10 protein-coding genes are annotated in these 10987 nt (G+C 65.0%); 8 read left to right on the top strand and 2 right to left on the bottom strand.

Annotated elements, in window-relative coordinates; genetic code table 11:
- Nucleotides 1-194 precede the first annotated feature (194 nt).
- The gene (locus ACXJL8_RS21370; RefSeq protein WP_456685526.1) at nucleotides 195-635 is read left to right on the top strand and encodes a DUF1489 family protein; all 441 of its coding nucleotides are present in this window, start codon (nucleotides 195-197) and stop codon (nucleotides 633-635) included.
- On the opposite strand, the gene panC is transcribed toward ACXJL8_RS21370, so the two are convergent.
- A complete protein-coding gene (gene panC, locus ACXJL8_RS21375) occupies nucleotides 632-1483 on the bottom strand; it encodes a pantoate--beta-alanine ligase (RefSeq protein ID WP_456685527.1) in 852 nt (283 codons plus the stop codon). The genes ACXJL8_RS21370 and panC overlap by 4 nt on opposite strands.
- Before the next feature lie 285 nt (nucleotides 1484-1768).
- Between panC and ACXJL8_RS21380 the strand changes: the two genes are divergently transcribed.
- From ACXJL8_RS21380 to ACXJL8_RS21395, 4 genes are all read left to right on the top strand, one after another.
- Nucleotides 1769-2692 (top strand): division plane positioning ATPase MipZ, encoded by a 924-nt coding sequence (locus ACXJL8_RS21380; RefSeq protein ID WP_456623686.1) that lies wholly within the window; start codon nucleotides 1769-1771, stop codon nucleotides 2690-2692.
- A gap of 343 nt (nucleotides 2693-3035) precedes the next feature.
- Nucleotides 3036-3896, top strand: coding sequence for an alpha/beta fold hydrolase (locus tag ACXJL8_RS21385; protein ID WP_456623685.1), 861 nt, complete (start codon nucleotides 3036-3038; stop codon nucleotides 3894-3896).
- A 141-nt stretch (nucleotides 3897-4037) separates the two neighbouring features.
- Nucleotides 4038-4784, top strand: a complete 747-nt coding sequence (locus tag ACXJL8_RS21390; RefSeq protein WP_456623684.1) for a VWA domain-containing protein — start codon at nucleotides 4038-4040, stop codon at nucleotides 4782-4784.
- Between the two features lie 64 nt (nucleotides 4785-4848).
- Nucleotides 4849-5574: a DnaJ domain-containing protein gene (locus ACXJL8_RS21395; protein WP_456623683.1), complete on the top strand. Its 726-nt coding sequence runs from the start codon at nucleotides 4849-4851 to the stop codon at nucleotides 5572-5574.
- Between the two features lie 221 nt (nucleotides 5575-5795).
- Here ACXJL8_RS21395 and ACXJL8_RS21400 read toward each other — a convergent pair whose 3' ends face one another.
- The gene (locus ACXJL8_RS21400; protein WP_456623682.1) at nucleotides 5796-7643 is read right to left on the bottom strand and encodes a serine hydrolase; all 1848 of its coding nucleotides are present in this window, start codon (nucleotides 7641-7643) and stop codon (nucleotides 5796-5798) included.
- A gap of 390 nt (nucleotides 7644-8033) precedes the next feature.
- Between ACXJL8_RS21400 and ACXJL8_RS21405 the strand changes: the two genes are divergently transcribed.
- The 3 genes from ACXJL8_RS21405 to ACXJL8_RS21415 form a co-directional block, all read left to right on the top strand.
- Entirely contained in the window at nucleotides 8034-8372 is a 339-nt protein-coding gene (locus tag ACXJL8_RS21405) for a phasin family protein (RefSeq protein ID WP_456623681.1), read from the top strand.
- Between the two features lie 625 nt (nucleotides 8373-8997).
- Nucleotides 8998-9330, top strand: coding sequence for an ATP-dependent Clp protease adapter ClpS (gene clpS, locus ACXJL8_RS21410; RefSeq protein ID WP_456623680.1), 333 nt, complete (start codon nucleotides 8998-9000; stop codon nucleotides 9328-9330).
- A 285-nt stretch (nucleotides 9331-9615) separates the two neighbouring features.
- The coding region (locus ACXJL8_RS21415) for an AAA family ATPase (RefSeq protein WP_456685528.1) at nucleotides 9616-10987 on the top strand (1372 nt) is incomplete at its 3' end.

A 10987-nucleotide genomic window follows, 5' to 3' on the forward strand; every position in this document is an offset into this window, starting at 1 on the left:
CGCCGGCTGCGGCCTCGGCCCAGGCTTTGGCGCCTGCGGCACCGGCCGCCAAGAAGCCGCCGGCTCCGAAGGCTGCACGCGCTCCGGCCGCCGCACCGGTTCCGCTCGCGCCGCCGCCGGCCTCGGCGCCCGCGGCTGCGGATAACGAATAGATCGGCTTTGAAAACCCGCGGCCGGCCCGCTAATGCTTGGGCATGYCACTACATCTGATCAAGCTCGCCGTCGGCTGCGACTCCGTCAAGGAATTGAAGGGGTGGGTCGCCGAACGGATGCAGACGGCCAAGAAGAAGGGCCTGCCGCAACATCACATCCACATCACCCGCATGGTGCCCAAGCGCGACGCCGAGATTCTCTCGGGCGGCTCGCTCTATTGGGTGATCAAGGGTGAGATCGCGGCGCGCGAGAAGATCATCGGCATCGAGCCGTTCCGCGACAAGGACGGCATCGGCCGCTGCCGGATCGTGATGCAGCCCAAGGTGATCTCGGTGTCGCCGCGGCCGATGCGCCCGTTCCAGGGCTGGCGCTATCTCACTGAGGATTCCGTGCCGCCCGATCTCGGCAAGTCCGCCGCTGGCACCATCGCGGCGATGCCGGAGCCGATGCGGCGCGAGCTGCGCGATCTCGGATTGCTCTAAACCGCGACATTGTCGATCAGGCGGGTCGCTCCGAGCTTGGCCGCGACCAGGATCCGCAACGGCCCGTCCTTGCGCGAGGCGACCGGCGCCAGCGTCTCGGCGTGGCGGACCTCGAAATAGTCGAGGGCAAAGCCGGCCGCCTTGATCATCTCGGCGCCGCGCGCCATCGCGGACGCGATCGCCTCGCCGGCGCGGATCCGCCCGGCGCTCTCCTTCATGGCGCGGTAGAGCGTGGTCGCGGTCTGCCGCTCCTCCGGCGACAGGTAGACGTTGCGCGAGGACATCGCGAGCCCGTCGCGTTCGCGCACGGTGCGGGAGCCGATCACCTTGACCCCGAGGTCGAGATCCCCGGCCATCTGCGTCACCACGCGCAATTGCTGAAAGTCCTTCTCGCCGAAGATCGCGACATCCGGCCGGCACTGCGTGAACAGCTTGCCGACGACGGTGGCGACGCCGCCGAAGAAGTGCGGGCGGAAGCGGTCTTCGAGGCCGGCCAGCGCCGGGCCCTCCGGCACGATGCGGGTGGCAAAGCCCTCCGGATACATGGCCCCGACGCCGGGGTGCCAGACGATGTCGACGTCTTCGGCCGCGAGCTTGGCGATGTCGGCCTTCCAGGTTCGCGGGTAAGCGCCGAAATCCTCGGTCGGGGCGAACTGAGTCGGGTTCACGAAGATCGAGACCACGACGCGGCTCGCGCGCCGCTTGGCGAGGCGCACCAGCGACACACGCCCGTCATGGAGTGCCCCCATGGTCGGCACCAGCGCGACGGTGGCTTTTCGCTTGCGAAGATTGTCGACGGCGCGCCGCAGGGCGGGGACCGTGCGRGCGATCAAGGGGCTTCGTGGCATCAGCACTCAACGAGGTTGGGGATGGAGGCGGGCGCGTCCCGGCGCCCGAGCGGGCTAACCTTAACAAGCGGCGGTCGTGGACGCCATGCATCCAGATGCGGCACAGCATTCCCTGCGAAGCCGCGCGGGATATCCCGACATTGTGGGCTGGTTCACAGACGCGCGGCGGCGGTGCAATTCACGATGACGAACGACGCAGTGTGATTTCGCTATCCTGTCACGCATTTCACTTGACCGCAGACGCGGCCAACTCGAAGATATTGCTTAGGGGTGTTGAGGATCACCATGCTTGTGCAGGCTAGCCACGGCCAATCCGGCTCGGCGCACGTTGTCGTGCTCGGCAACGAGAAGGGCGGCTCCGGCAAATCGACCACGGCCTTGCACATCGCGGTTGCACTCCTCAAGGCCGGTCAGCGCGTTGCCACCATCGACCTCGACTGCCGTCAGCAGAGCTTCACCCACTACATCGACAACCGTGCCGCCTGGGCCCGCCGCACCAAGCTCGATCTCGAGCTGCCGGTGCATCGCTGCATCAAGCTCGGCGAGACCATGCAGATCGCCGAGAACGAGAATTCCGAGTTTCAGCAGTTCATGGAGGCGGTCTCGGCGGTCGAGAGCAGTTTCGACTTCATCGTCATCGATACGCCCGGCACCGATAGCTACCTGATGCGGCTCGCCCATTCGATGGCCGACACGCTGGTCACGCCGATCAACGACAGCTTTCTCGATTTCGACGTGCTCGGCACCGTCGACCCCGCCAACTATGCGGTGACGGGCGAGAGCCACTACGCCGAGATGGTGCGCGACACCCGCCGCAAGCGCCGTCAGCTCGACGGCTCGACCACGGACTGGATCGTCGTGCGCAACCGCCTGTCCATGCTCGGCTCCCGCAACAAGCAGCTCGTCGCCGACGGCCTGAAGGATTTGTCGCTGCGGCTCGGCTTCCGCTATGTCGACGGCTTCGCCGAGCGCGTCGTCTATCGCGAGTTCTTTCCGCGCGGCCTGACCGCCCTCGACGAGATCGACGAGGCCACGCTCGGCATGCGGCCCAATCTCGGCCATCTCACTGCGCGGGAAGAGGTGACGGGCCTGCTCCGCCAGCTCAAGCTGCCGCTGGACGAGCGCGGCCGCCGCCGCGCGGCCAATCGGGCCGAGTGGTTCAACCAGGTCGACAAGCCGCTTGAGGTCCACGACATCCTCGGCGCCTGACGCGGCGGTATGCCGCTACTTCCAGGCGGTCAAAGTCGTCGTCGCCGGCCGGAACCGAGGCCGCGCTCAGCCGTTTTCACCCTATGTTTACCGCGAAATTGAACCAGATCACGACGGGTTGCGTCCGATGGTGGCCTGCACCCTGACGTAGCCGTATGAGAGGAGGATGCCCAAGAAACGAGTGCGGCGCACAATGAAAGGGCTGCCAGTTCACAATATTTGGCCTTCCTGTCACGCGGCTGTGACATATATTAGGGAATAGGCGCAGCGGGGTCGTAGAGCCCCGAAGAACACGATTTTCAACAGGGATCAGGCCGCAAGAGCCTGAAGGCTGAGGACGAAAATGAAGCGTGGAATTGCCGTTCTGGTTTCAGTTGGTGCCCTCTGCGGCGTCGCCTATTTCACGGCGAGCAAGTGGGCGATCAGGCACGAGACCATCACCTTCTACGACGCCTCGCGCGACAACCGTCCCGTGCCTGTCGACATCGCGATCCGTCGCGACAAGGAAATGCAGGCCAATGCCGGCATGATCACGATGCCGGTCGCCGTGATCAATCACGGCAACACCGTCAAGAACACCGAGTACGGCTTCCTCGCCAACATTTTCGCTGCGCGCGGCTATCTCGTCGTCAGCCCGCAGCATGATCTGCCGACCGATCCTCCGATGGTGACCAAGCCCGGCGAGCTCTATGTCGGCCGGCTGCCGCAGATCCTGCGCGGCGTCGCCAACATCCATCTGGCGATGCAGGAGATGAAGAAGGTTCAGCCCAACGCCGACTACGAGAAGGTGACGATGGTCGGTCACTCCATGGGCGGCGACATCACGATGTACTTCGCCAAGCAGTATCCGGACGAGGTCAAGAAGGTCGTCACGCTGGATAACCTCCGCGTCCCCTTCGTCACCGCCGGCAAGTTCAAGATCCTGTCGTTCCGTTCCAAGGACCCGCAATTCAAGACCGATCCGGGTGTGATCCCCACGGACGAGGAGTGCGAGAAGGCCGGAATTCAGGTCGTGAAGACGGACTTCCAGCATAACGACATGCGTGACACCGGTCCGGACGATGCGAAGAACTCGATCCAGGGAATGCTGGACAGGTTCCTGAGCGCGACTGACAGCGACGTGTCGCCGGTCGACACCGGCTCGTCCGCGCCCAAGATTCTCGAGCCCGGGCCGGTCGCGCTGATGGCGCCTGCCAAGAGCTGATGCTTCCCAAGAGCTGACGCTTCACTCATCGTCAGCAATAGATCGTCAAAGCCTCCGCCGGCGCCCGCCTGCGGAGGCTTTGCTCATTGACCAGGCAGTGCGCGCAAACCACATTAGCCGTTCACGCAGGGTGCGAGCAGGATGTCGGGCGAACCTATCAAACCGCGTGGCCGCGATGCCGTCTCGCAGACAGGCGGCGCGCTGCCACAGGCCAAGACCTCGACCTCGGAGGATATCGCGGCCTTCGTCGCCAAGGCCCGCGCGCTGTCACCGCATGCGCCCGGCGCGAACGGGCGGTTGATCTTCGCGCTGGACGCAACGATGAGCCGGCAGCCGACCTGGGACATGGCCTGCGCGCTCCAGGCGGACATGTTCCGCGAGGCGGCGGCAATCGGCAGTCTCGACATCCGGCTGGTCTACTACCGCGGGTTCAACGAGTGCCGCGCCACAGGCTGGATCTCCGACAGCGCCAAGCTCGCGACGCTGATGGGCAAGATCGACTGCCGCGGGGGCGACACCCAGATCGGCAAGGTGCTGAGCGAGGCGCGGCGCGAGGCGGTCGATTCGGGCGTGCGCGCCGTGGTCTTCGTCGGCGACGCCATGGAGGAAAAGGTCGACGAGCTCTGCGCCAAGGCCGGCGAGCTCGGCATGCTCAAGGTGCCCGTGTTCCTGTTTCAGGAAGGCCATGACGACGTCGCCGAGCACGCGTTTCGCGAGATCGCGCGCCTGACCGGCGGTGCCTGGTGCCGGTTCGATCCTGGCGCTGCGGCCCAATTGCGCGACCTCCTGCGCGCGGCTGCGGCCTATGCGGCCGGCGGCCGCGAGGCGCTGCTGAAATTGGCGAGGACGACGCGCGGCGCGGCGAAGCTGATCGACCAGATCAAGTGAGGCGGATTCGCCCGGCGGGATACGGCGGCATGCTTTTTGGGCGCGAGGCGACTATATACGGGCCATGACTCTGCTTGCCGGCGCCGTCGCCGTTATCACGCTCTATCTGCTGCTCCAGATGTTCCGCTCCGCCAATCCGGCGGTGCTGGCGCGCACCATCAAGTTCGGTGGCGGCGTGGTGGCGCTGGCGGTCGCGGCGTTCACGGGGTTGCGGGGCGAGCTGGCGGTGGCAATCCCGCTCGGGATATTCGGCGCCGGCCTGCTCGGCTGGACACCGCTGACAAACTCCGGCTTCGGCAATATCGGCGGGCTGTTCGGCGGCGGCGCGGCGCGCTCGTCCGGGCAGGTCTCGCGCGTGCGCTCGCAATTCCTCGACATGCGGCTCGACCACGATTCTGGCCAGCTCGCGGGCCAGATCGTCGCCGGGCCTCACGCCGGGCGCAATCTCGACGAGTTCGATCTCGCCGGGCTGCTGGCGATGGTCCCGACGTTCGACGCCGAGAGCGTGGCCTTACTTGAAAGCTATCTGGACCGCCGGTTTCCCGCTTGGCGTCAGAACGCGCAGGGCGACGCGGCAGGGGGGCAGCGCCGCACGGTGGCGAGCGGCAAAATGACGGCGGAGGAAGCCTATCAGATCCTTGGCTTGCAGCCGGGGGCGGGGCGCGACGACATCAGCCGGGCCCACAAATCCTTGATGAAGAAACTGCATCCCGACCAGGGGGGCTCGACGTACCTCGCTGCCCGGGTAAACGAGGCCAAGGATACTCTGCTTCGCACGCATAACGGCTAACTCCGGCACCACGCTACAAACGCTCGTACCGCGTGACCTCCGCTTGCTCTGTCTGCCGTCGCCCCGATGCCCGCCGTTGCCGGCGTGGTCGATCCATTGCGTAAAGTTTTAACCGTAAATCCTTGACGAGAGGTTGTTGCCGAACTGACTTTGCGTCGCGGCGTCCCGAAAACAAAAATGCCCGCGAGGGGCGGGCATTTTCGTCGGAACGGTGGATGAGATCAGTTGCGGACGGTGATGCAGGAGATGTCGGCGCGCTTGAGGGCGCGGCAGACCGCTTCGGCCTGGTCCCGCTCGAGCCCGGCGAAGCGGGCGCGGTAGAGCTTGCGATTGTCCTTGGCGAGGACCGGCTCGGTGAACGGATCGGCCTTGCTAAGCAGGCCGCGGGCTGAGCTGCGCGCGGCGTCGATGCGCTGCTGGGCTTCGCTCTCGCTCTCGAGCGCGCCGACCTGGACGATCCAGCCGCTGTGGGTGACGACCGGCCGGGTGGTGGCGCTCATCTGGATCGGCTGTGGCGCCGGATCGGCGGAGGCGAGCTTCGGAGCCGCCGGGGCGGGAGCGGCGGCGGTTGTGACCGGCAGCACGCCGAGGACGCCGTTGCCGGTGCCGAAGCCCGCCGGCTGCCGCGGCAGCTCGGTGCGGGCGATCTCGGCCTTCGGCGCTTCCGGTTGGCTCATGGCCTCGGGCTTGTTGATGAGGTCTGCCCGCGCGACGACGGCGCCGGACGTTTCGGCGACATCGGAGCGGGACTGAACGGTACTGGTGACCTGCGGAGGGGTCTGCGTCGGGGCGGCCGAGGCAACCTTCACGGTGCCGGCCTTGACCTGAACCGTCTTGACCCGGACCGGCTTCATCGGCTCGGACGAGCCCGGGATGATGGAGAGCGGCTGGCTCGAGATGACGCCGCTGGTGAGCGGGGCGGGCTCGATCTTGGCTTCGGCCGGCCGGGCGTCGGCCCTGGCCTCAGGCTTGGCCTGCGCCGGCGGCATCGCGGCGGTCGCAGCCGCAAGCGCCGACAGGCGCGAGGCGGGACGCGGCGCGGTTGTTTCCGGAGCAGGGGCAGCGGCGGCCTGGACCTGCGGAGCAGGGCGGGCCGGGGTATCCGATGCATCGGCGACGTCGGTGCTGGCGTCGGAGCCGCTGCGCTCGGTGATCGCGGCGACCGTGCGGGTCGATGCGCCCTTCTCGAGATTCTCCGCGAGCAGGTTGCGCATGATGGCGTCGCGCGAGCCGCCGCTGCGGCCGCCCAGCACCACGCCGATCAGATGGCGGTTGCCGCGGCGCATCGAGGTTACGAGGTTGAAGCCGGAGGCGCGGGTGTAGCCGGTCTTGATGCCGTCGACGCCCTCGACATTGCCGAGCAGGTGATTGTGATTCCGGATCGACTGTCCGCGCCAGTTGAACGTCGAGGTCGCGAAATAGCGGTAGTAGCGCGGGAAGCGCTCCTGGATGGCGCGCCCGAGCGTGGCCTGGTCTCGCGCGGTCGTGACCTGCTCGTCGTTGGGAAGGCCGTTGGCATTGCGGTAGACCGTCCTGGACATGCCGAGCGAGCGCGCCTTGCGCGTCATCATCTGGGCGAAGTCATCCTCGTCGCCGGCGATCGCTTCCGCGATCACCACGGCGGCGTCGTTGGCGGAGCGGGTGACGAGACCCTTGATCGCGTCCTCGACGCGAATGGTCTGGCCGGCACGCAGATTCAGCTTGGTCGGATCCTGATCGGCGGCGTGCTGCGACACCGGCATCTCGGTGTCGAGCTTCATCTTGCCGGACTCGAGACGCTCGAACAGCAGATAGAGCGTCATGATCTTGGTGAGCGAGGCGGGATGGCGGATCCCGTCGGGGCTGTTCGACTGAAGCACCGCACCGGAATTGCCGTCGACGATGATGGACGCGAATTTCGGGCTGGAGCTCTCGGACACATCGCGCTGCACCCGGTGGTGCGCGTAATGACGCCGGTGGCGCCGCGCCTCCGCAGCATCGGTGGTGAAGATGACTGCGGTGGTGATCGTAAGAAGCCCGAAAACCCCAACCCGCGCCAAGCGCGAGGAAGACAAGTTTTTACGAAGCATGAAACCCCGTCCCCGTTTCTGACTTGATCACCGGCCCGTGAGGCGAAATTGTGCCCTGCGGACCCGGGATCATTACCTGCCCAGGCTGTCCCTCCGCCGGTGCTCGCCGCGGGGGACGTTGAACCTGAGCCGCTATTCTGGCTAAGGTGATGTTCTCAAACGGCTTTTGACCGCCTGCGATAGGTGAACACGTCCAGGGAATCAGGGTAGGGGGCCGCGGTTTCCAAAAGCTTAAGGAACCCTTGCGGGAAACTCCGGGAATCGTCGCAACTTGCACCTTCTTTTTGTGCGTCGCACAAAATTCTTGACTTTTTTGTGCGTTGCACTAATTATGGGCAGTGTCAGGGAGCCGGGGCTTCCCGACGAAAGCCAGGGAAAAAGGATTCCGAGATGTTCAAGGTTGAAGACTTTCAGAGCTACGGCAAAGAGCAGTTCGAGCAGTGCGTTGCTTCCGCGACCTCGGTGCAGCACGGCCTCCAGGCGATCGCCAGCGCCTATGGCGACTACACCAAGAAGTCGTTCGAAGACACCAAGTCCTTCGTCGAGAAGCTTTCCGGCGTGAAGTCGCTGGACAAGGCGATGGAAGCGCAGACCGATTTCGCCCGCTCGGCCTACGAGACCTTCGTTGCGGAATCGCAGAAGATCGCCGGCCTCTACAGCGATCTCGCCAAGCAGGCCTTCAAGCCGGTCGAGACCATCGTGTCGAAGTTCACCCCGGCCGCCCACTAACCCTGCGGACTCCTGGAATCAAAAAGCCCGGCTGAACCAGCCGGGCTTTTTTTCGTTTGCGACCGAGCAATCCGTCGCCGCGCCACGCGCAATTTCGACGACAAGATGCCGTGTCCTCGCGCGCCGAGCAGGGTCGCCGACGTCACCGGATAAAACTTGCCGGTGCCCCTCGCACAATATTGCAGCACCGCTCGAGATGAGCGCCAGGTCAATCGGACCGTAGAACACCGGAGGCACCCCGCGAGACCGTCGCGGCCAAGGGCGGGTTCCTGGTCAATACGTTCTAAACCGTCGGGATCGAATTTTTTGTCAAATCGGTTCGGATTGACTAACCTCGGCGAGGATCGCCCGGACCGGGAATCGGGACCGCCGTGGCCGCATCGGTCGAGCTTTGCACGCTTGCGGGGAGCCGGGGGCGGGCCCATATTCGGTGAAGCCGATGCGGCTTTGGACCGGACCGGTTGGAAGCGGCGATCCAATAAGGCGGCGCGCCTGCGCGAAGCTCCGAAGCGGGGCTGCGCGGTGGACCGTCATACGCTTCCGTGGGGAATTGAACGCCTGAGCCATGCTGCAATTGTCTTCCAGACTCGACCTGTCCGCGGCGGCCGCCGCCCACGCTCCTCGGATGAGCAATGACGAGAACCGTTCCGGCGGCCCCTCCGCTCCGAACACGTCCGTCATCACCAAGGTCAAGCCGAAGACCAAGCGGCCGAACCTGTATCGCGTGCTGATCCTGAACGACGATTATACGCCGATGGAATTCGTCGTTCATGTGCTGGAGAAGTTCTTCCAGAAGGACGTCGAGGCTGCGACCAAGATCATGCTGCACGTCCATCATCACGGCATCGGGGAGTGCGGCGTGTTCACCTACGAGATTGCCGAGACCAAGGTGACGCAGGTGATGGATTTCGCCCGCAAGCACCAGCATCCGCTGCAATGCGTGATGGAAAAGAAGTAGGCCTCGTCAAGGCGCGTTCGAAGCCGGCTCCTGTGCATGTCGCAGTGTGATTGTCGCGTGACGTCTGCGCGATGCGCGCCGGACCGGGAAACCTGCGAAAATCAGCATCGGCGCCGACCCCGCCCAAATCGGAACGGGTTTTGCATTGAAAATGCCGCAGGTGTGTAGCCGCCGAGTCGCGGAACCGGTCTTTCGCCGCGATCTTGTATAACTATATGTGACAAAGGTTGTTGTTGCCTGACCGGGCGATGGCGATCATGATGGTGGGGGCCATAGAGGACGCGAATGCCGACTTTTTCTCAAAGCCTTGAACAATCCCTGCATCGTGCGCTGGCGATCGCAAACGAGCGTCATCACCAATACGCGACGCTCGAGCATCTCTTGCTCTCCTTGATCGACGACTCCGATGCAGCCGCGGTCATGCGCGCCTGTAGCGTCGATCTCGACAAGCTCCGCACGAGCCTCGTCAATTATCTTGAGACCGAATTCGAGAATCTGGTGACGGACGGCGCCGACGACGCCAAGCCGACCGCCGGTTTCCAGCGCGTGATTCAGCGCGCGGTGATCCACGTGCAGTCCTCCGGTCGCGAAGAGGTGACCGGCGCCAACGTGTTGATCGCGATCTTCGCCGAGCGCGAAAGCCATGCCGCCTATTTCCTGCAAGAGCAGGACATGACGCGCTACGACGCGGTCAACTACATCAGCCACGGCATCGCCAAGCGGCCGGGTGTCTCCGAGGCGCGCCCGGTGCGCGGCGTCGACGAGGAGACCGAGACCAAGGGCAACGAGGACGCCAAGAAGAAGGGCGAGGCACTCGAGACCTATTGCGTCAACCTCAACAAGAAGGCGCGTGACGGCAAGATCGATCCGGTGATCGGACGCAATTCCGAGATCAACCGCGCGATCCAGGTGCTGTGCCGCCGGCAGAAGAACAATCCGCTGTTCGTGGGCGAGGCCGGTGTCGGCAAGACCGCGATCGCGGAGGGCCTCGCCAAGCGCATCGTCGACAGCGAGGTGCCGGAAGTTCTCGCGGCTGCCACCGTATTCTCGCTCGACATGGGCACGCTGCTCGCGGGCACGCGTTATCGCGGCGACTTCGAGGAGCGCCTGAAGCAGGTGCTGAAGGAGCTCGAGGCGCATCCCAACGCCATCCTGTTCATCGACGAGATCCACACCGTGATCGGTGCGGGCGCGACGTCGGGCGGGGCGATGGACGCCTCGAACCTGCTCAAGCCGGCGCTCGCCTCGGGCACCATTCGGTGCATGGGCTCGACGACCTACAAGGAGTACCGCCAGCACTTCGAGAAGGACCGCGCGCTGGTGCGGCGCTTCCAGAAGATCGACATCAACGAGCCCACGGTCGAGGACGCGATCGCGATCCTCAAGGGTCTCAAGCCGTACTTCGAGGACTACCATCGGCTGAAGTACACCAATGAGGCGATCGAGGCCGCGGTGCAGCTCTCCTCGCGCTACATCCACGACCGCAAGCTGCCGGACAAGGCGATCGACGTGATCGACGAATCCGGCGCGGCGCAGATGCTGGTCGCCGAGAACAAGCGCAAGAAGACCATCGGCATCAAGGAGATCGAGACCACGATCGCCTCGATGGCGCGGATCCCGCCGAAGAGCGTGTCGAAGGACGATGCCGAGGTGCTGA

The sequence above is a fragment of the Bradyrhizobium sp. P5_C11_2 genome, from assembly GCF_054049755.1.

What these genes read in the sequence shown, in the direction of transcription:
- ACXJL8_RS21380 (WP_456623686.1), top strand. Translation starts at nt 1,769, where the DNA reads ATGCTTGTGCAGGCTAGCCACGGCCAATCCGGCTCGGCGCACGTTGTC.
- ACXJL8_RS21385 (WP_456623685.1), top strand. Translation starts at nt 3,036, where the DNA reads ATGAAGCGTGGAATTGCCGTTCTGGTTTCAGTTGGTGCCCTCTGCGGC.
- ACXJL8_RS21390 (WP_456623684.1), top strand. Translation starts at nt 4,038, where the DNA reads ATGTCGGGCGAACCTATCAAACCGCGTGGCCGCGATGCCGTCTCGCAG.
- ACXJL8_RS21395 (WP_456623683.1), top strand. Translation starts at nt 4,849, where the DNA reads ATGACTCTGCTTGCCGGCGCCGTCGCCGTTATCACGCTCTATCTGCTG.
- ACXJL8_RS21400 (WP_456623682.1), bottom strand. Translation starts at nt 7,643, where the DNA reads ATGCTTCGTAAAAACTTGTCTTCCTCGCGCTTGGCGCGGGTTGGGGTT.
- ACXJL8_RS21405 (WP_456623681.1), top strand. Translation starts at nt 8,034, where the DNA reads ATGTTCAAGGTTGAAGACTTTCAGAGCTACGGCAAAGAGCAGTTCGAG.
- clpS (WP_456623680.1), top strand. Translation starts at nt 8,998, where the DNA reads ATGAGCAATGACGAGAACCGTTCCGGCGGCCCCTCCGCTCCGAACACG.